General features: G+C 60.8%; 20 protein-coding genes. 16 read left to right on the top strand and 4 right to left on the bottom strand.

Annotated elements, in window-relative coordinates:
- Positions 1 to 58 precede the first annotated feature (58 nt).
- The 16 genes from GR198_RS02360 to minE all read left to right on the top strand — a co-directional run bounded on the left by GR198_RS02360 (position 59) and on the right by minE (position 15368).
- Positions 59 to 1018, top strand: coding sequence for a GlxA family transcriptional regulator (locus GR198_RS02360; RefSeq protein ID WP_164052417.1), 960 nt, complete (start codon positions 59 to 61; stop codon positions 1016 to 1018).
- A gap of 80 nt (positions 1019 to 1098) precedes the next feature.
- On the top strand, positions 1099 to 1779 hold the full coding sequence (locus GR198_RS02355) for a helix-turn-helix domain-containing protein (RefSeq protein ID WP_164067254.1): 681 nt from the start codon (positions 1099 to 1101) through the stop codon (positions 1777 to 1779).
- A gap of 88 nt (positions 1780 to 1867) precedes the next feature.
- A complete protein-coding gene (locus GR198_RS02350) occupies positions 1868 to 2776 on the top strand; it encodes a class II glutamine amidotransferase (RefSeq protein WP_130788347.1) in 909 nt (302 codons plus the stop codon).
- A gap of 38 nt (positions 2777 to 2814) precedes the next feature.
- On the top strand, positions 2815 to 3501 hold the full coding sequence (locus tag GR198_RS02345) for a GXGXG domain-containing protein (RefSeq protein WP_164067251.1): 687 nt from the start codon (positions 2815 to 2817) through the stop codon (positions 3499 to 3501).
- 14 nt (positions 3502 to 3515) lie between these two features.
- Positions 3516 to 4844, top strand: a complete 1329-nt coding sequence (locus GR198_RS02340) for an FMN-binding glutamate synthase family protein (protein WP_003548137.1) — start codon at positions 3516 to 3518, stop codon at positions 4842 to 4844.
- A gap of 83 nt (positions 4845 to 4927) precedes the next feature.
- Positions 4928 to 6235 carry a type III glutamate--ammonia ligase gene (gene glnT, locus GR198_RS02335; RefSeq protein WP_003548135.1) on the top strand — a complete coding sequence of 436 codons (1308 nt, stop codon included), beginning with the start codon at positions 4928 to 4930 and terminating at the stop codon, positions 6233 to 6235.
- Positions 6236 to 6334: 99 nt separating this feature from the next.
- Complete coding sequence (gene purU / locus GR198_RS02330) at positions 6335 to 7219, top strand: formyltetrahydrofolate deformylase (protein WP_164067248.1); 885 nt, start codon at positions 6335 to 6337, stop codon at positions 7217 to 7219.
- 174 nt (positions 7220 to 7393) lie between these two features.
- Positions 7394 to 8527, top strand: coding sequence for an aminomethyltransferase family protein (locus tag GR198_RS02325; protein ID WP_164067246.1), 1134 nt, complete (start codon positions 7394 to 7396; stop codon positions 8525 to 8527).
- An 11-nt stretch (positions 8528 to 8538) separates the two neighbouring features.
- Positions 8539 to 9144 (top strand): dimethylamine monooxygenase subunit DmmA family protein, encoded by a 606-nt coding sequence (locus GR198_RS02320; protein WP_164067243.1) that lies wholly within the window; start codon positions 8539 to 8541, stop codon positions 9142 to 9144.
- Entirely contained in the window at positions 9141 to 10106 is a 966-nt protein-coding gene (locus GR198_RS02315) for a PDR/VanB family oxidoreductase (protein WP_164067240.1), read from the top strand. Before GR198_RS02320 ends, GR198_RS02315 begins: the two co-directional genes overlap by 4 nt.
- A 31-nt stretch (positions 10107 to 10137) precedes the next feature.
- Positions 10138 to 11178, top strand: a complete 1041-nt coding sequence (locus tag GR198_RS02310; protein WP_012763169.1) for a heme-dependent oxidative N-demethylase family protein — start codon at positions 10138 to 10140, stop codon at positions 11176 to 11178.
- Between the two features lie 50 nt (positions 11179 to 11228).
- Complete coding sequence (locus tag GR198_RS02305; protein ID WP_164067237.1) at positions 11229 to 12566, top strand: NAD(P)-binding domain-containing protein; 1338 nt, start codon at positions 11229 to 11231, stop codon at positions 12564 to 12566.
- Between the two features lie 112 nt (positions 12567 to 12678).
- Entirely contained in the window at positions 12679 to 13281 is a 603-nt protein-coding gene (locus GR198_RS02300) for a methyl-accepting chemotaxis protein (RefSeq protein WP_164067234.1), read from the top strand.
- 209 nt (positions 13282 to 13490) lie between these two features.
- Entirely contained in the window at positions 13491 to 14210 is a 720-nt protein-coding gene (gene minC, locus GR198_RS02295; RefSeq protein WP_164067231.1) for a septum site-determining protein MinC, read from the top strand.
- A gap of 85 nt (positions 14211 to 14295) precedes the next feature.
- Entirely contained in the window at positions 14296 to 15111 is an 816-nt protein-coding gene (minD, locus tag GR198_RS02290; protein ID WP_025397600.1) for a septum site-determining protein MinD, read from the top strand.
- A complete protein-coding gene (gene minE / locus GR198_RS02285) occupies positions 15108 to 15368 on the top strand; it encodes a cell division topological specificity factor MinE (protein WP_003548116.1) in 261 nt (86 codons plus the stop codon). The genes minD and minE overlap by 4 nt, the downstream gene beginning before the upstream one ends.
- Positions 15369 to 15409: 41 nt before the next feature.
- On the opposite strand, the gene GR198_RS02280 is transcribed toward minE, so the two are convergent.
- The 4 genes from GR198_RS02280 to GR198_RS02265 form a co-directional block, all read right to left on the bottom strand.
- Positions 15410 to 15790 carry a DUF6481 family protein gene (locus GR198_RS02280; RefSeq protein WP_164026487.1) on the bottom strand — a complete coding sequence of 127 codons (381 nt, stop codon included), beginning with the start codon at positions 15788 to 15790 and terminating at the stop codon, positions 15410 to 15412.
- A 248-nt stretch (positions 15791 to 16038) separates the two neighbouring features.
- Positions 16039 to 16263, bottom strand: a complete 225-nt coding sequence (locus GR198_RS02275; protein WP_164067228.1) for a hypothetical protein — start codon at positions 16261 to 16263, stop codon at positions 16039 to 16041.
- Positions 16264 to 16392: 129 nt separating this feature from the next.
- Complete coding sequence (locus GR198_RS02270; RefSeq protein WP_003548109.1) at positions 16393 to 16602, bottom strand: cold-shock protein; 210 nt, start codon at positions 16600 to 16602, stop codon at positions 16393 to 16395.
- A gap of 269 nt (positions 16603 to 16871) precedes the next feature.
- Complete coding sequence (locus GR198_RS02265) at positions 16872 to 19241, bottom strand: DUF1989 domain-containing protein (RefSeq protein ID WP_164067225.1); 2370 nt, start codon at positions 19239 to 19241, stop codon at positions 16872 to 16874.
- Positions 19242 to 19458 lie beyond the last annotated feature (217 nt).

Genomic DNA, 19458 nt, shown 5'->3' with positions numbered 1-19458 from the left:
TGCCAGAAAGGGGAGGGCGGACTTGCACAGAAGGGACATTAATCGCTAAGAATAAGACATGTCCTCGCTTGATAGCAGAAATGTGCAGACGATCGGCTTCATCCTCATCCCGGGATTTGCGCTGATGTCCTATGCCTCGGCGACGGAGCCGCTCAGGGCGGCAAATCTTCTGGCCGGACGCGAGATCTATCGGCTGCAGGTCTTCTCGCCGGATGGCGCACCGGCGCTTTCTTCCTCGGGCGTCAGCGTCCCCGCCGAACCTCTTCCCCTCAGAGGCTCGGGTCTCGGAACGGCCTTCGTCTGCGCCGGCGGCTTACCCCGCGACTGGCGGTATCCCGGCGTGCTTTCCTGCTTGCGGCAGCTGTCGCGCGAAGGGGTGAGGATCGGCGGCATCTCGGGCGGGCCTTATCTGATGGCCGCCGCCGGACTGCTCGGCGGCCGCGATTTCACCATCCACTGGGAGCATGCCGCAGCCCTTCTCGAAGCCTTCCCGGACCTCACGCCGCGCCAGGCGCGCTTCCTGATCGACGGCAACCGGATTACCTGCGGCGGCGGCATCGCACCGCTCGACATGATGCATGTGCTGATCGCCGAGCGCATGGGGCCGGATTTCGCCCGCCGGGTCAGCGACTGGTATCTTCATACCGAGGTCAACGAACCCGCGGCACCCCAGCGCGCCTCGCTGGCGCAGCGTTACGGCGTCCATCATCCCGGTCTGCTCAACGTTCTCGAACGGATGGAGGAGACGATCGAGATGCCGCTGGAGCGCGCCGCCATGGCGCGCATCGCCGGCGTCACCACCCGCCATCTCGACCGGCTCTTTGCGGCGCATCTCGGGACCACCTTCCTTGATCAGTACCGCAGGATCAGGCTGCAGCATGCCCATCGGCTGCTGAAGCAAAGCCCGCTTTCCGTCTCGGAAATCGCGGTGGCCACCGGCTTTTCCAGCCTGAGCCATTTTTCCCGGATGTTCCGTGCCGTCTACGGCATCGCCCCGCGTGAGGCACGGCGGGAATAGGTTTTCTTCACGGTTGAGGAATTTTCACTATGACGATAGGGTTGCCTTTGGACAAAAGAGACGGCGGCAGGGGAAAATCCATGAAATCCAGGCGTGAAGCGGCAGAGCAACCGGAACAGCCGGGCGGACGCGCTCCCTTTTCCCAGGACCCGCACGCCGTCCGCGAGCCGAAGGAAAACAACCTCGAAATGGCGATCGGCCATGAGGTGCGCGCCTACCGCAAGAAACTCGGCATTACGGTCACCGATCTAGCGGCGGCGACCGGCATTTCGCTCGGCATGCTGTCGAAGATCGAGAACGGCAACATATCGCCGTCGCTGACGACGCTGCAATCGCTGTCGCGGGCGCTCGGCGTGCCGCTGACGGCCTTCTTCCGCCGTTTCGAGGAACCGCGCAATGCCGTCTTCGTCAAGGCAGGTCAGGGCATCGAGCTCGAACGGCGCGGCACACGCGCCGGCCACCAATATAATGTGCTCGGTCATATCGACAACAATACCAGCGGCGTCATCGTCGAGCCCTACCTCATCACCCTGACGACCGACTCCGACATCTTCCCGACCTTCCAGCACGAGGGGATGGAGTTTCTCTATATGCTCGAGGGCGAAGTCGTTTACCGTCACGGCGACCAGCTTTTCCAGATGCAGCCGGGCGACAGCCTGTTCTTCGACGCCGATGCGCCGCATGGGCCGGAGCAGCTGGTGAAACTGCCGAGCAAATACCTCTCGATCATCAGCTATCCACAGCAGAGCTCGAAAAGCTGACTTGCCTTAAAAGAAAAAATCTTTCTTCCGAGTTGAAAAACCAAAACAGACCTGCTAGTCCTTTCTCAACACGAACGGAGGTCTGGTCATGTGCGGAATTGTGGGTCTCTTCCTCAAGGATAAAAGTCTCGAACCGGAGCTCGGGGCACTGCTGTCCTCGATGCTGGTGACGATGACGGATCGGGGGCCGGACAGCGCCGGTATCGCGATCTATGGCGACGCCAGCGGCAACAATGCCAAGATCACCATCCAGTCGGCCAATCCGAAGAAGGATTTCGCCGGCCTCGAGGCCGAGCTCGGCCAGGCGGTTGGTGCATCGGTCGCCATCCAGGTGAAGAGCACGCATGCCGTCATCACGCTTGCGAAGGATCTGCTCGACACGGGCAAGGCAGCCGTTGTGGAATTGCGTCCGAACATCCGCATCATGAGCAGCGGCGACGCCATCGAGATCTATAAGGAAACCGGCCTGCCGAAGGATGTCGTCTCCCGCTTCGCGGTCAATTCGATGGCGGGCACCCACGGCATCGGCCATACCCGCATGGCGACGGAATCGGCCGTCACGACGCTCGGCGCCCATCCTTTCTCCACCGGCTCCGACCAATGCCTGGTGCATAATGGCTCGCTCTCCAACCACAACAATCTGCGCCGCGAGCTGAAGCGCGAAGGCATGACCTTCGAAACCGAAAACGACACAGAGGTCGCCGCCGCCTATCTGACGGCAGAGATGGCCAAGGGCAAGAATCTCGGCCAGGCGCTCGAAGGCGCGGTGGACGACCTCGACGGCTTCTTCACCTTCGTCGTCGGCACGAAGTCCGGCTTCGGCGTCGTGCGCGATGCGATCGCCTGCAAGCCCGCCGTCATGGCCGAAACCGACCAGTATGTCGCCTTCGGTTCGGAATACCGGGCGCTCGTCAATCTGCCCGGCATCGAGAATGCCCGGGTCTGGGAGCCGGAGCCTGCAACCGTCTATTTCTGGGATCACCAGAAGGTCGCTTGACCGGCGCCTCATGCGTATTCTCCAAGGGTTATCGAAACATGCCTGTCATTGATCTTGCCACTACGCCGTTGCGTGAACTCAACAGTGCCCTGCACAACATCCAGAACGGTTCGAACGATCTTTCCTTCGAAGTCGTCAATCCGCGCGGCAGCCATTCGGTTGCCGTCGGCATCGACGCGCCCGTCACGGTCGACGTGAAGGGGTCCGTCGGCTATTACTGCGCCGGGATGAACGACGGCGGGACCGTCACCGTTCACGGTTCGGCAGGTCCGGGTGTTGCGGAAAACATGATGTCTGGAACCGTCGTCATCGAGGGCGATGCCAGCCAGTATGCCGGCGCAACCGGCCGCGGCGGCCTCCTTGTCATCAAGGGCAATGCGGCATCGCGCTGCGGCATCTCGATGAAGGGCATCGACATCGTCGTTCATGGCAATATAGGCCACATGTCCGCCTTCATGGGCCAGTCGGGCCACCTCGTAGTGCTCGGCGATGCCGGCGATGCGCTTGGGGATTCGCTCTACGAGGCGACGCTCTTCGTGCGCGGTTCGGTAAAGAGCCTGGGTGCCGATTGCATCGAAAAGGAGCTGCGTCCCGAGCATCTGACGAAGCTGGCCGAACTTCTCGAAAAAGCGGGCGTGACCGAAGTGAGGCCCGAGGAATTCAAGCGTTACGGCTCCGCCCGCAAGCTTTACAATTTCAATATCGACAACGCTGACGCATATTAAGGCGAGGGACCATCATGAGCTATCACAACCCCTATACCCCGCCGCGCAAGTCCGCGACCTTCGACGATTACACGCTGGCGGAAATCCGTCGCGCTGCGGCGACCGGCATTTACGACATCCGCGGCGCCGGCACCAAACGGAAGGTTCCGCATTTCGATGACCTGCTGTTTCTCGGCGCATCGATCTCGCGCTATCCGCTCGAAGGTTACCGCGAGAAATGCGACACGTCAGTCGTCCTCGGCGCGCGCTTCGCCAAAAAACCCATTCACCTGAAGACGCCGATCACCATTGCCGGCATGAGCTTCGGCGCGCTCTCCGGCAATGCCAAGGAAGCGCTCGGACGCGGCGCGACGATTGCCGGAACCTCCACCACGACAGGCGACGGCGGGATGACCGATGAAGAGCGCGGCCATTCGCAGACGCTGGTCTACCAGTATCTGCCGTCGCGATACGGCATGAACCCCAAGGATCTGCGTCGCGCCGACGCGATCGAAGTAGTTGTCGGTCAAGGCGCAAAGCCCGGCGGCGGCGGCATGCTGCTCGGCCAGAAGATCTCCGATCGCGTCGCCAACATGCGCAACCTGCCGAAGGGCATCGACCAGCGCTCGGCCTGCCGCCATCCGGATTGGACTGGCCCGGACGACCTCGAAATCAAGATCCTGGAACTGCGTGAGATCACCGACTGGGAAAAGCCGATCTATGTGAAGGTCGGCGGCGCGCGGCCCTATTACGATACAGCGCTTGCCGTAAAGGCTGGTGCCGACGTGGTGGTGCTCGATGGCATGCAGGGCGGAACCGCCGCGACCCAGGATGTCTTCATCGAGAATGTCGGCATGCCGACGCTCGCCTGCATCCGCCCCGCGGTCCAGGCGCTGCAGGATCTCGGCATGCATCGCAAGGTGCAACTGATCATCTCGGGCGGCATCCGTTCGGGCGCCGACGTGGCCAAGGCACTGGCGCTCGGCGCCGATGCGGTTGCCATCGGCACGGCAGCGCTCGTTGCGATCGGTGACAACGATCCGCACTGGGAAGAAGAATACCAGAAGCTCGGCACGACGGCCGGCGCCTATGACGACTGGCACGAGGGCAAAGACCCGGCCGGCATCACCACGCAGGACCCGGAACTGATGAAGCGGCTTGATCCGATCGCCGCCGGCCGTCGTCTTGCCAACTATCTGAAGGTCATGACGCTGGAAGCCCAGACCATCGCGCGCGCCTGCGGCAAGAACCACCTGCACAACCTGGAACCGGAAGATCTTTGCGCGCTGACGATGGAGGCGGCTGCCATGGCCCAGATCCCGCTCGCCGGCACAAACTGGTATCCCGGCAAGGGAGGCTACTGATTTCTACTACCGGCCGGGCAAAAGTCCCGGCCGTCTCGCATCCATAACCAAGGTGTCTCCAAGAAATCCAAAGGGGAACGAGAATGACACTGGACCTTGCTGCTTTTGCCAGAGACAAAGGCATCAAATACTTCATGATCAGCTATACCGACCTGTTCGGCGGCCAACGCGCCAAGCTGGTTCCCGCAGAAGCCATTGCCGACATGCAGAAAGATGGCGCCGGCTTTGCGGGCTTCGCAACCTGGCTCGATTTGACGCCAGCCCATCCCGACCTGTTCGCGCTTCCCGATGCTTCCTCCGTCATCCAGCTACCCTGGAAGAAAGACGTCGCATGGGTTGCTGCCGACTGCGTCATGGACGATCAGCCCGTCGAACAGGCACCGCGTGTGGTGCTGAAAAGGCTGGTCGCTGAAGCTGCGAAAGAAGGGCTCCGGGTGAAAACCGGCGTGGAGCCCGAGTTTTTTCTCATCTCCGCGGACGGCTCGGTGATTTCAGACCAGTTCGATACAGCCGAGAAGCCCTGCTACGATCAACAGGCCGTGATGCGTCGCTATGATGTCATCGCCGAGATTTGCGACTACATGCTCGAGCTCGGCTGGAAGCCTTATCAGAACGACCACGAGGACGCGAACGGCCAGTTCGAGATGAACTGGGAATATGACGACGCGCTTCAGACGGCAGACAAGCACTCCTTCTTCAAGTTCATGGTCAAGTCGGTCGCCGAAAAGCACGGCCTTCGCGCGACGTTCATGCCGAAGCCCTTCAAGGGCCTGACCGGAAACGGCTGCCATGCCCACATCTCGGTCTGGGACATCGATGGCAAGGTCAACGCCTTCGCCGACAAGGAAATGCCATTTGGTCTCTCCGCTCAGGGGAAAACCTTCCTCGGCGGCATCATGAAGCACGCCTCCGCGCTTGCCGCGATTACCAATCCGACGGTCAATTCCTATAAGCGCATCAACGCGCCGCGCACCACATCGGGCGCGACCTGGGCGCCGAACACCGTGACCTGGACGGGCAACAACCGCACCCACATGGTACGCGTGCCGGGACCGGGCCGCTTCGAGCTGCGCCTGCCGGATGGTGCGGTCAACCCGTACCTGCTGCAGGCGATCATCATCGCGGCCGGCCTCGACGGCATCCGCAGCAAAGCCGATCCCGGCCGGCACTACGATATCGACATGTACGCCGAGGGGTATCTGGTGAAGGACGCGCCGCGCCTGCCGCTCAATCTGCTCGACGCGCTGCGCGCCTATGATGCCGACGAGGGCTTGAAGCAGGCGATCGGGGCCGAGTTTTCCGCCGCCTATCTCAAGCTCAAGCATCAGGAATGGAATGCTTACTGCTCGCATTTCACCCAGTGGGAACGCGACAGCACGCTCGATATCTGAGTGGCCTGGACGCGTCCAATGACAGGCTAACGCGCCGGGGCGAACAAGCTCCGGCGTGATCGAGACCCCTGCACTTGATATGGCGAAGAAAGTGACAGCATGAAGAACTTCGTACTCACCGTATCCTGCAAGTCGACGCGCGGCATCGTCGCGGCGATTTCGAGCTATCTGGCCGACAGGGGCTGCAACATCATCGACAGCTCGCAGTTCGACGATCTCGATACCGGCAAGTTCTTCATGCGCGTCAGCTTCATTTCGGAAGAAGGGCTTTCGGGCGCCGATATCGACACCGGTTTTGCAGCCGTCGCGGCACCCTTCGAAATGGATTACGATTTTCACGACAGCGAGAAGCGCATGAAGGTGCTCTTGATGGTGTCGCGCTTCGGCCATTGCCTCAACGACCTGCTCTACCGCTGGAAGATCGGCGCACTGCCGATCGATATCGTCGGCGTCGTCTCCAACCATTTCGACTACCAGAAGGTCGTGGTCAACCACGACATTCCCTTCCACCATATTCCGGTCACAAAGGCCAACAAGGTGCAGGCCGAGGCCCGCATCATGGAGGTGGCCGAGCAGTCCGGCACCGAACTGATCGTGCTCGCCCGCTACATGCAGATCCTGTCGGACGAGATGTGCCAGAAAATGTCCGGGAAGATCATCAATATCCACCATTCCTTCCTGCCGAGCTTCAAGGGCGCCAATCCTTACAAACAGGCCTATCAACGCGGCGTGAAGCTGATCGGGGCGACGGCGCATTACGTCACCGCCGATCTCGACGAAGGCCCGATCATCGAGCAGGATACGGCGCGCATCACCCATGCGCAGTCGCCCGACGACTATGTTTCGATCGGCCGCGATGTCGAAAGCCAGGTGCTGGCGCGTGCCATCCACGCCCATATTCATCACCGCACCTTCATCAACGGCAACCGCACCGTGGTCTTCCCGGCAAGCCCTGGCAGCTATGCCTCGGAACGCATGGGTTAGAGACGGGTTGGGGACGGCAAAAGCGTAGCAGCATCCGTTGTTCAGATGGTGAAGGTTGCAGCAAGTGCCGTCGAAAGTTTTGGGAAATGCATGCCGGGCGGGCTTGCCACGGCGCGAAAGACGAATATAGTCAGGAAATAAATATTCCGTAGAGGAAACAAAAGGGAACGGACAATGGCTTTATCATGGCGTTTCTCCGTCTTGGCGGATCGGCATCGCGCTCTGGGATCGAAGCTTGAGGACTGGAGCGGTATGGGAACCGCCTGGACCTACGACAAGGACATGTCGGAAGAACATGTCGCCGTCCGCACCAAGGCCGGCATCATGGATGTCTCGGGCCTGAAGAAGGTGCACCTGGTCGGCCCGCACGCCATCGCCGTGCTTGACTCCATCACCACCCGCGACCTGACGAAGATCTACCCCGGCCGCTCGGTTTATGCGACCATGCTGAACGAGCGCGGCCACTTCACCGACGACTGCATCGTCTATCGCACCGGCCCGAATTCCTGGATGCTGGTGCATGGCTCCGGCTCCGGCCACGAGGAGGTCGTCAAGCAGGCGGCGGGCCGCAATTGCGCCGTGCTCTTCGACGATGACCTGCACGACCTGTCGCTACAAGGTCCGATCGCGGTCGACTATCTCGCCAAATATGTGCCCGGCATCCGCGACCTCAAATATTTCCACCACATGCAGACGACACTGTTCGGCGCACCGGTGATGATCTCGCGCACCGGCTATACCGGCGAACGCGGCTACGAGATCTTCGTGCGCGGCCAGGACGCCGTCATGGTCTGGGATCGGATCGTTGAGGAAGGCAAGGAGATGGGCATCATCCCCTGCTGCTTCTCGGTTCTCGACATGCTGCGGGTCGAAAGCTACCTGCTGTTCTACCCTTACGACAATTCGCAGATGTATCCCTTCGCCGATCAGCCGCCCGGCGACAGCCTCTGGGAACTCGGCCTCGACTTCACCGTCAGCCCCGGCAAGACAGGTTTCCGTGGCGCCGAGGAACATGCCCGCCTCAAGGGCAAGGAACGCTTCAAGATCTTCGGCATGCTGATCGATGCCGACGGACCGGCCGATCTCGGCGACGAAGTCTTTGCCGACGGCAAAAAAGTCGGCGTCATTACCTGCCCGAGCTATTCGGCGCTGACGAAGAAATCCATGGCGATTGCCCGCCTGGACGTTGACAAGGCGGTGCATGGGACGAAACTCGAAGTCCGCGGCAAAACCGTGAAGGCAAGCGCCACCGCCCACACGCTTCCTTTCGACGATCCGGAGAAGAAGAAGAGGATCGCCGTAGGTTAAGGAGCACGCGAATGCTCGTTGCAGGCATCAAGAGCCGACCAGTCTACACGGGCCTGACCATCCAGCCCAACGCCCGGCGGCACATTTTCGCGCTCGAAGGGGAGGGTGCCAGGGCTCTGCTCGATCAGCAGCCGGCGCTTCACGAAACGGCTCTTTCCCGCAGCGAGATCCTCTATGTCGCCCGCGGCTCGCAAGGATCCGGCCTCGACGAGACGTTGCGCCGCCTCGGCGCCGACATGTTCTTCACGGCGCCGACGATCGCAACGCTGCTCTTCCGATTGAAGGGTTCGCTTGCCACCGCCCATATGGGCACACGGCTTTATCTGTCGGGCACGGAAGGCTTCATCGGCCAGGCAATGCTCGTGGCGCTCGATTACGGCATGGACCATGCCTCCGTCATCACCGAGCATCGCGGCTCGCTGGCCCGGCGTGTGCAATGCGTCCATTGCAAGGGCATCACCGACGACGTCACCACCAGCCCCTTCAATTGTAGCCATTGCGGGCTGCCCCTTCTGGTGCGCGACCATTATTCGCGCCGGCTGGCTGCCTTCCAGGGCGTCAACATCGATGCGGAAGAACCGGGCAGCGCGCCTGATCCGGAGGAGTTGTTCCTTTGAGCGGTGGCACTGAAATTCCTGTCCGCGTGACGCGGATCACGCCGATCGCCGAGCGGGTCAAGCGCTTCCGTTTCGAGCGCCTTGACGGCAAGCCGATGCCCTATTTCTCCGGCGGCGCCCACGTCATCGTTTTGATGAACGATGGCGGCCATATGCGCCGCAACGCCTATTCGCTGATGTCGCCGCCGCATGATTGCGCAGCCTATGAGATCAGCGTGCTGCACGTCGAGGATTCGCGCGGCGGCTCCACCTTCATGCATGAGAAGCTCAGCGAAGGCGACGAGCTGAAGGTCAGCTATCCCGTCAACCTGTTCCAGCCGGACTGGCGCGGACGCAAGCATCTTCTGATCGCCGGCGGCATCGGCATTACCCCCTTCATCGCGATGATGGAGCAGTTTTCCCGCGAAGGCGCCAATTTCGAGCTACATTATGCCATCCGCACGCGCGACCGCGGTGCCTATTGGCAGCAACTCGTCGAGCGCTATGGCGGACATCGCATCAAGATCTATTGCGATGCCGAAGGCGGCGCCATCCCGTTGACACGCCTGCTCGACAGCCAGCCGCTCGGCACGCATCTCTATGTCTGCGGCCCATCCGGGATGATCGACGGCGTGCTGAAAACCGGCCTCAACGCCGGCTGGCCGGAGCAGAACCTGCATTCGGAACGGTTCCTGTCGTCTCTACCAGGCAAGCCCTTCGCGATCGAGCTCCTGCGGTCCGGCAAGACCGTGAAGGTCGGCCATCACGAAAGCATGCTGGAGGCGATCGAGGCGACGGGCGTCGACGCGCCCTTCCTCTGTCGCGGCGGCGCCTGCGGTCAATGCGAGACCGGGGTCGTCACCTGCGACGGCAAGCTGCTGCACCATGACGTTTATCTGACGAACGAAGAAAAAGCATCCGGCCGCAAGGTGATGATCTGCGTTTCCCGCTTCGAGGGAAACACGCTGCATCTTGATCTTTAGCGGCATCGGAAGCGGAACAAGGAGACCGGACATGGCAATCGTCTTCAAGCAGGAAACCTTCCGGAACGATTTCAGCTATCGGAACAGCCCCGAGAACATCCGGCGTTTCCCGTTTCCCTTCGACCGCGACGAATACATGTATTCGGTCAATATGGAGCCGCATGTGCACGGTCGGGCGGGAACCGTCTACGAAAGCTTGATCGACGTCGACGAACATTACGTCGCCGAGATGCACGACCGGGCGCTGGTTCTGAAGGAAGATCCGCTACGCTATCAGGCGCTGCCGCACATGATGAGCGCGCAATGGGATACGCTTGAACTTTTGATGGAAGAGCAGGCGGCGGGTTACCCCGATCATTTCACGCTGATCCGCAACGGCGATCAGTGGCGCTGGATCAACCGCCCGCTCGGCATCGACGACAGCTTCACCTTTGGCGACGCCTCGACGCTGCCCTATGAGCCCTTCGAATATATCACCCGCCAGGCCCAGGGCGATTTCTGCATCGTCGACCAGCGCGACAGCAATCTCTGGATGGATGCCGGCATGGTGACGACGCAGGCCGACTGGTCGCTCGATTTCGATATCGGCATGAACTTCATGGAATGGCACGGGCCGGTGCCGCTCGCCCACCAGATCGGCGTCTTCGACCGGGCGCTGAAATTCCTGCTGAACCTGCAGCAGGGCAAGCCGACACGACGCTTCAACTGGACGATGACGATCAATCCGCGGCTCGACACCAGCCCGGAGAATTATCACAAATGGGGTCCTGACCGCACCACGGTGACGCCTGACAATGTCGGCGAGAAGGTGCATCTGCGTGTCGAATTGCAGAGCCTGTGGCGCCTGCCGCGCTCCAACGCCATCCTCTTCGTCATCCGCTGCTATCTGATGAACATGGAAGAGCTCGTCACCGTGCCGAAATGGGCGCGCCGCTTCCCGCGCGTGCTGAAGACGCTGCCGCCGGAGCTTATCGACTACAAGGGCCTCACCCGCTTCCGCGAGACGACGATCGACTGGTTTTCCAAATATGACGACGGGGCGCCGACCAGCCCGGGTATCTATCCGGACTGAGGCGCAGCGATGTGTCAGGCAATGCGAGATAATCAAGAGGGGAATGCTTCATGACTAGAGTAGCCGTCATCGGTGCCGGTCCTTCCGGACTGGCGCAGCTGCGCGCCTTTCAATCGGCCGCTCAGAAGGGCGCCGAGATCCCGGAGATCGTCTGCTTCGAAAAGCAGTCGGACTGGGGTGGGCTCTGGAACTATACCTGGCGCACCGGGCTCGACGAATATGGCGAGCCGGTCCACGGCAGCATGTATCGTTACCTCTGGTCGAACGGCCCAAAGGAATGCCTCGAATTCGCCGATTATTCCTTCGAGGAGCATTTCGGCAAGCCGATCGCCTCCTATCCGCCGCGCGCCGTGCTCTGGGATTATATCAAGGGCCGCGTCGAGAAGGCGAACGTCCGCCACTGGGTGCGCTTCAGCACGCCGGTGCGCATGGTCCGCTTCGACGATCAGACGAAGAAGTTCACGGTGACGGCGCATAACCGCATCGAGGACCGGATGTATGACGAGGAGTTCGACTATGTCGTCGTGGCATCAGGTCACTTCTCGACGCCGAACGTGCCCTATTTCGAGGGCGTGAAGACCTTCAACGGCCGCGTGCTACACGCCCACGACTTCCGCGACGCGCTGGAGTTCAAGGGCAAGGACATCCTGCTCGTCGGCCGCAGCTATTCGGCCGAGGACATCGGCTCGCAATGCTGGAAATACGGCGCAAAATCGGTGACGACGAGCTACCGCTCGAAGCCGATGGGCTTCAAATGGCCGGAGAATTTCGAGGAGCGGCCGCTGCTGACCAGGCTCGAAAACCGCACCGCGCACTTCCTCGACGGCTCGACCAAGGAGGTCGATGCCGTAATCCTCTGCACCGGCTACCAGCACCATTTCCCCTTCCTGCCTGACGATCTCCGGCTGAAGACCGCCAACCGCCTCTGGGCTGACAGCCTCTACAAGGGTGTGATCTTCGACAAGAACCCGCAGCTTTTCTATATCGGCATGCAGGACCAGTTCTACACCTTCAACATGTTCGACGTGCAGGCCTGGTGGGCGCGCGACGTGATGATGGGCCGCATCGCCCTGCCGCCCGAAGAGGAGTTGAAGGCGAATTTCGACATGTGGCGCGCCCGCGAGGAGACGCTCGAAGATGCCGAGCAGATGATCTGGTATCAGGGCGACTATGTGAAGGAACTGCTCGCCGAAACCGATTATCCCAATTTCGACATCGAGGGCACCAACCAGACCTTCATGGAGTGGGAACACCACAAGGCCCACAACATCATGGGCTTCCGCGACCATGCCTACCGGTCGCTGATGACGGGCAACATGTCGCCGACGCACCACACGCCCTGGGTCGAGGCGCTCGACGATTCCATGGAGGAATATCTGCGCAACTGATGAGGCGGGCCTGCATTGCCGGAGGAGGGTGTTCGGGCACTCTCCTCCGGCATATTGTGAGCCGCGCCTTTGAGCGAGACGACTGCAACTCTTCTCTTCGGATGTCGCCTTCATGGATTTTCAAACGAGCATTCTCGGGCGCATGAGCGGTTTTCTCTACCGCTGCCGTGCCGATGAAAACTACACGATGCTTGAGATGACCGACGGCATCGAGCGCATCTTCGGTTATCCAGTCGACGAGATCATCGGCAACCGCACGCGGACCTTCACCTCGATCATGTACGAGGAAGACGTGCCTCTGATGGACGAGATCGTCGGACGGGCGCTGGAGAAGCGCACGGACTGGACGATGGAATACCGCATCCGTCACGCCATGGGGCATCTGATCTGGGTGACCGAGACCGGCGGCGGCATCTGGGACGAAAAGGGTGAGCTTCTCTATCTCGAAGGCAGCATCATCAACATCGAATCGCTCTACCAGCGAATCGATGACCAGACCGCCGACATGCGCATCACCGCCTCGAAGACCAACGAAATCCTGCAATCGCTGCGTTACCTGAAGCTGCTCGCCGTCAATGCCGGCATTGAGGCTGCTCGCGCCGGCACGGCCGGATCGGGCTTTGCGGTGCTGGCCGCCGAGATGCGCACGCTCGCCAACTCCTCGGAAGAGGCCGCACGCGCCATTTCCAACGCACAACGCAAGGCCGAAGGCTGAGCTTTACCCCAAGCAGCGGCAGATTTGCGGCTCAGTTCGAAGCGGCAATATTAACCGTGCAGCGCTTCCGGCGATAGCCACGCTTTTCCAATAACTTGCGGTAATTATGCGCTTAAAGAATCTCAGATGATTGTGGGTGATATTAAGGCCGCGTTAACTTTTTGTTAACCATAGCAGCGGTAGACATGGTCAACGATTTCTTCACATAGATGACCAAAGTGCTAACAGACGCTCGCTCTATCCGCATCAAGGGCCGCTCTTTCCTCGCGGTCATGCTTTCCCCGGATCTTCCGATCGATGATTGGTTGATCCGGCTGGACGATCTGGCCGCGCGTTCGGCCGGCTTCTTCCTCGGACGGCCTGTCGTGCTCGATCTGACGGACCTGCAAATCGACCGACCGCAGCTGAAGGACCTGATTGCCGAACTTGCCAAGCGCAATGTCAGCATCATGGGCATCGAGGGCGCGCGGCCTTCGATCCTCGGATCCGGCATGCCGCCGGCACTCAAAGGCGGTCGTTCGGTTTCCGACATCGAGGTTCAGGCAAAGGAGCCTGCCGATCCGCCCGGCAAACCGGCGGTGGCAGAGACCCGCCCGGCCATGCAATCGATCGTCATCAGGGAGCCGGTGCGCTCGGGGCAATCGGTGATCTTTCCGGAAGGCGACGTCACCGTCATCGGATCGGTCGCCTCGGGTGCCGAGGTCATCGCCGGCGGATCCGTCCATATCTATGGCACCTTGCGTGGCCGAGCCATGGCAGGGTCCATCGGAAACGCATCGGCGCGGATCTTTTGCCGCAAGCTCGAGGCCGAGCTGGTTGCAATCGACGGCATCTACAAAATGGCGGAAGACATGGCGCCCAATCTTCGCGGACAGGCTGTTCAGCTCTGGCTCGAAGACGACGCGATCATGGCAGAGAAACTGATCTGACGACAGCGCCGCGCGTCTCTTCGTGAGCCGCAAAGGACGCTTTAACACTTTGAATTACTGGGGCCACGGCAAAGGAGAGACAATGATGGGGAAAGTGATCGTCGTCACGTCAGGCAAGGGCGGGGTTGGCAAGACGACCTCGACCGCCGCATTGGGAGCGGCGCTGGCGCAACGCAATGAAAAAGTCGTCGTCGTCGATTTCGACGTGGGCTTACGCAATCTCGACCTCGTCATGGGCGCCGAGCGCAGGGTCGTCTACGACCTGATTAATGTCATCCAGGGCGATGCCAAGCTTACCCAGGCGCTGATCCGCGACAAGCGGCTGGAAACGCTGTTCCTGCTGCCGGCCTCGCAGACGCGCGACAAGGACAATCTGACGGCCGAGGGCGTCGAGCGCGTCATCAACGACCTGAAGCGCTATTTCGACTGGATCATCTGCGACAGCCCCGCCGGGATCGAGCGCGGCGCAACGCTTGCCATGCGCCACGCCGATGTTGCCGTGGTCGTCACCAATCCCGAGGTCTCGTCGGTGCGTGATTCGGATCGCATCATCGGTCTGCTGGATGCCAAGACCGCCAAGGCCGAGCGCGGCGAGCGGATGGAAAAGCACCTGCTGCTCACCCGCTACGACGCCAACCGCGCCGAACGCGGCGACATGCTCAAGGTCGACGACGTCCTGGAGATCCTGTCCATCCCGCTGCTTGGCATCATACCCGAAAGCATGGATGTTCTGCGGGCATCCAATATCGGTGCGCCCGTTACGCTGGCAGACAGCCGCAGCGCGGCTGCGATGGCCTATTTCGACGCTGCTCGCCGGCTCGCCGGCGAAGTTGTGCCGATCGCCATCCCAGAGGAAAAGAGGAATATTTTCGGCAAGATCTTCGGACGGAGGGCGGCATGAATATTTTCCGTCTTTTCAACAAGCAGAGAACCGCACCGGCCGCCCGCGAACGGCTGCAGGTCCTTCTCGCCCATGAACGTTCCTCGGCAGGGTCGGACCTGGTCACCCTGCTGCGCGAGGAAATCCTTGCGGTGATCGCCAAGCACGTGCAGCTCGACCACGACAAGGTGCAGGTGACGATCGATCGCAACGAATACGTTTCGACGCTCGAAATCGACGTCGAAATCCCGCTGAATGCAGCCGTGCAGGCCGCTTGAAAGAGAGCGCTGCCTGTTACGACAACAGGCGGCGCTGACGATCAGGACTTTCTGGCTTTGCGATTGGCGTAACGCAGGTCGCGTTCGGCCTTTCGGGCAGCTTCGTCGGCAATCACCCGGGCGATCCGGTCTTTGTCAGCCGCTTCGCGCGCGTCGGCATCGGCGCGTGCTGCGGCCTCGGCGGCAGCCTGACGTTCGGCCTCGGCGGCCTGAGCCCGCTCCAGCTCCTCGAGCTTGAGACGTTCTCGCTGAGCGCGACGTTCTTCCCTGGCCGCGGCAATGGCTTGACGCTCCGCCTGCTTTGCCAGCCTTGTGGGTTCGGCTGAATCCTTGGCGCTACGATACGCATTGAGGAGAGCCGCCTTGGCTTCAGCAGCGGCGCTGCGGCGATCGGAAAGCTCGTTGTTTTTGGCGTTTTTCAAATCTGTTTCCTGACTGTTTGACTTCGACCCTAGAGCATGATGCCGAAAAGTGTGCGCGGTTTTCGGACGACATCATGCTCTAACTAAATAATGTAGAACAGGATTCAGAGTTTAGGCCGACCCTGCCTAAAATCATCCTGTTCTAGCGCGCCGCGCGTCTTCAGACGCGCAAAGGGCGCTGTAATACCTTGAACTGCTGCATCGCTTTATCCTGAAATCGGACCGATTTAAGGAATTATGCCGTAGGGTCAGATTTTCTTTTGTCGCTTCGCGCTGGGAGCAATAACCCCTGTCAAGCGATCCTGCAATTCCTTGGCTTCACGCGCTTCGCGTAACCGCAAGGTTTTTTCCTCGCGGGCACGTACGGTCGAATCGATCTCTTCGACCGCGCGGCTTCGCGCCAGGAACTGCGATTGCGCGTTTCCGAAGGCAATCTCCGCCTGCTTGCGTGATTTGCTGTGTGACTCTGTCATATCAATCCTGGATTTATCAGCCCGCTTGGCGGAACGCAGCAAAAAGGCCAGGCAAATTGCCTGACCTTGATAGTATCATACTTTCGACAGTGCCGGTACATCCGCGGTCAAAGGAAAGCAGATTTCAGTTTAGGCAGCTTGGAGATTGCAAGCGGACATTTTGCCCGACTTGTTATCGCGCTCAAGCTCGTAGCCGATCTTCTGGCCTTCGACGATTTCGCGCATGCCGGCGCGTTCGACGGCAGAGATGTGGACGAAGGCGTCAGCGCCGCCGTCATCAGGCTGAATGAAGCCGAAGCCCTTGGTGGAATTGAACCATTTAACTGTGCCAGTGGTCATAACAAACCCTTTCATAGCAATTGACGACCGCACGTGCGGAAGCACGACGGATGATGATCTCGATTTTGAAGAGGGAAGTTCGTCCAGGGCACGTTGCCAGCGTGCGATAACAAAAGTCAAACAAGCAATATCGACTAGCGAGATATAGTCATCCAGCCCGAATTTGTCAACTTTTAGTTTTTCAGGGCCGCTCACTCATCATCAGGTTGCATCTCGGTCGCCTTGCATGCCGGGACGCCAATCGCCGGCCTCGACCACAAAAGCAGGCATTACGAGCGCGGCCGCGTCTTCTGCGGGTCGTAATGCGAAAGCGGCACGACCGTGGCCGGCAGGCGCTTCTGGTGACCGTCGAGCTTGCCGATCTCGACCTCGGTGCCGGGGCTTGCATGCATCACGTCGATGCGGGCGAGCGCGATCGTCTTGCCGAGGATCGGCGAGCGCGTGGCGCTGGTGATAACGCCCACCTGGCCCCGGCCGATATGGATGCAATCGCCATGGCCGACGGCCTCGTTGGCCTGGATGTCGAGGCCGACGAGCAGATGGCGCGGATGCTCCTTGCGCCGGATCAGCGCCTCGCGGCCGATGAATTCGTCCTGCTTGGACTTCAGCGGCACGGTGAAGCCGATGCCGGCCTCGAACGGATCGGTCTGATCGGTGAATTCATGACGGGCAAAGATCAGGCCCGCCTCGATGCGAACCATGTCGAGCGCCTCCAGCCCCATCGGCTTCAACCCGTGCGGCTGACCGGCCTCCCAGACAGCGTCGAACACCGTCAGCGCATCCTTCGGATGGCAGAAGATCTCGTAGCCGAGCTCGCCGGTGTAACCCGTGCGCGAGACGACGATTGGGGCACCCTCGAAGCCGCCGATGCGGCCGACGGTGAAGCGGAACCATTCGAGCTCGCCGATTTCAGGCTGGCGCGGCGCCGTCCAGATGATCTCCTTGAGGATATCGCGGCTCTTCGGACCCTGCAGAGCGATATTGTGCATCTGATCGGTCGAAGAGCGGACCCAGGCCTTGAATCCCTTTTTCTCCGCCTGCTGACGCAGCCATATGCCGCTGGAATCATCGCCGCCGATCCAGCGGAAGTTCTTGTCGCCGAGCCGGAACAGCGTGCCGTCATCGATCATGCCGCCGTTTTCGTAGCACATGGCGGAATAGACGACCTGGCCGGTCGACAGTTTGCGCACGTCGCGCGTCAGGCAATATTGCAGCAGTTCCTCGGCATCCGGCCCCGTCACCTCGAATTTCCGCAAGGGTGAGAGATCGATGACGGCGGCGCGCTCGCGGCAGGCCCAGTATTCCTCGACCGGTCCCTCGCTGGAAAAGCGGTTCGGCAGCCAGTAGCCGCGATATTCGGTGTAGTCCCGCGTCAACGCGGAGAGGCGGGGATGGAAGGCGGTTTCGCGCGTCAGTTCGGCGTCTGCATCTGGGGTCATGCGATAGGCCACCGCTCGTGAGAATTTCTCTTTTCCGGAAAAGGTGCGGACGTGGATATCCGTCGGATCCCAGCCGTTCGCCGCGTCGATATCGTCAGGGCAGGACGAGGAGACGCAGACGAGATCGGTCAGCGCCCGCATCAGCACATAATCGCCGGGACGCGACCAAGGCTCGTCGAGATAGAGCTGGTTGTTGTGGTCGATATTGGTGTTGTAGAAATAGTTCAGCGCTTCCCAGCCCTTGCGGCCGGCAATGCCGTAAGGCGCCAGCGCCGCGTTGAAATTATCCGTGCAGTTGACGTGGCCGGGATAACCCATGTCGTCGTAATAGCGCGAATTGCAGGCGGTCGCGAAAGCATCGTGGCGCCCGACCGTATCCTGGACGATTTCGACCAGCGGCTCGAAGTCGCGGTCGAAGGCCTTGGAGGGGAGACCCGGCATCGGATAGCTGCGGCCGAGCAGCGTGCGGGTGACTGTGGAATCGAGCGCGAGGTCCAGACCCTTGTCGACCTTGCGGGCGGCAAAAGCCTGGAAATCGGTGCACTGGCGTCCATAGACGTCGATGATCTGGATGAATTCGCCGGCACGCACGAAATAGGCTGCGGCGGTTGCAGCCCGGATGCGGATATCCTCGACCGGATCGGCGGCCGGTTCCGGCAGGGCGGAGGCGTAATCGCGGATCAGCAGGTTGCGCTTGATCCTGATCTCGATCGGCGTCGCCGTATCCTGCGCCTCCGGCGACATGGCGCTGGCGGGTGCTGCGACGATCAGCAGGCCCTTCATGGAAATCGTGAAATCCGCCTGGCTGCCCGGGGTCGATCCCGCCCCGAAGATGCTGAGCGCGCCGGCCGCCGCCAGATCGGCGCCGCGACGCTGAAGCGCTGCACGCGTGCGGGCAGCACTCTCATCCTCTGCTTGAAGAATTGCCTTCAAACCATCGGCTGAATTGCTGAAAGCCGTTCCGAGACCGGCCGCGAAAAAACGCCCTTTCTCGTCGAGGAAGGAGATCTCGCAGAGCTGGCCGCCCTCGCTGTCGATGACGCTGACGCGGTCTCCCGGCTCGACGCGCATAACGACCGATCCGCCGCCCTTTGCCCTGTAGCGCTCCGTTCCCTCCGGCAGGGTGGGAATGCCGGGATAATGCACGAGGCTCGGAGCGGCCGGCCGCAGGCCTGTCATAGCAGGATGAAGTTCTCGCATACTGCCCTCATGGGAGGATCGGGCGTCCTCGGACACCCACCCATGCAGGTTACAAAATGCCCCGGGAAAGTAAAGTGATGTTGACTAAAAAGAAAATATCTTCACTATGCATAAAGAGTTGAGACTCGGGAATCCGTCGGGAACACGGATCGCCAAAATCATCCGGGCGGGCTTGAGACTGTCAGGGAGACACGTTCAGGGAGACGTACAAAGATAC

Source organism: Rhizobium leguminosarum, from assembly GCF_010668065.1.
Taxonomy (GTDB): domain Bacteria; phylum Pseudomonadota; class Alphaproteobacteria; order Rhizobiales; family Rhizobiaceae; genus Rhizobium; species Rhizobium leguminosarum_S.
This window is presented reverse-complemented; position numbering and strand designations above follow the sequence as displayed.